The sequence below is a fragment of the Psychrobacter sp. 1U2 genome (assembly GCF_051847575.1).
In genome coordinates, this window is the sequence record NZ_JBPYDC010001898.1 from 1 (window position 1) to 503 (window position 503).

The 503-nt window shown below is 41.4% G+C and carries 1 protein-coding gene; it reads left to right on the top strand.

Annotation, left to right across the window (positions count from 1 at the left end):
• Positions 1–503: type III PLP-dependent enzyme domain-containing protein (locus ACS8FD_RS25015; protein WP_459252198.1), on the top strand; the 503-nt coding region annotated here is incomplete at both ends.

Sequence of the window (503 nt, forward strand, 5' to 3'; positions counted from 1 at the left end):
TAATACAATTAAAAAAGCGGCACATGTCAAATATGCTTTTGAAAAAGGTATTGATTTATATGCAACCGACTCAGAAGCTGACTTAAAAAATATCGCCGAACAGGCACCTGGCTCTAAAGTGTTTGTGCGTATCTTGGTACAAGGTTCAGATACCGCTGAATGGCCATTATCGCGCAAGTTCGGTTGCCATCCTAATATGGCGCTTGAACTACTGGTACAGGCACGTGATTTGGGCTTGGTACCTTATGGTATCTCATTCCATGTAGGTAGTCAGCAAAAAGACGTAGCAGCATGGGATGATGCACTTGCCAAGGTCAAATATATGTTTGACTGGATGAAAAATGAAGAAGATATTAAGCTACAAATGATCAATTTGGGTGGTGGTTTTCCAGCCAACTATATCAGTGAAGTCAATCCTGTAAAGGTCTATGCGGAAGAGATTACACGCTATTTAAGCGATGATTATAGTGCTGAGGACATGCCTGAGATTATCCTTGAGCCTG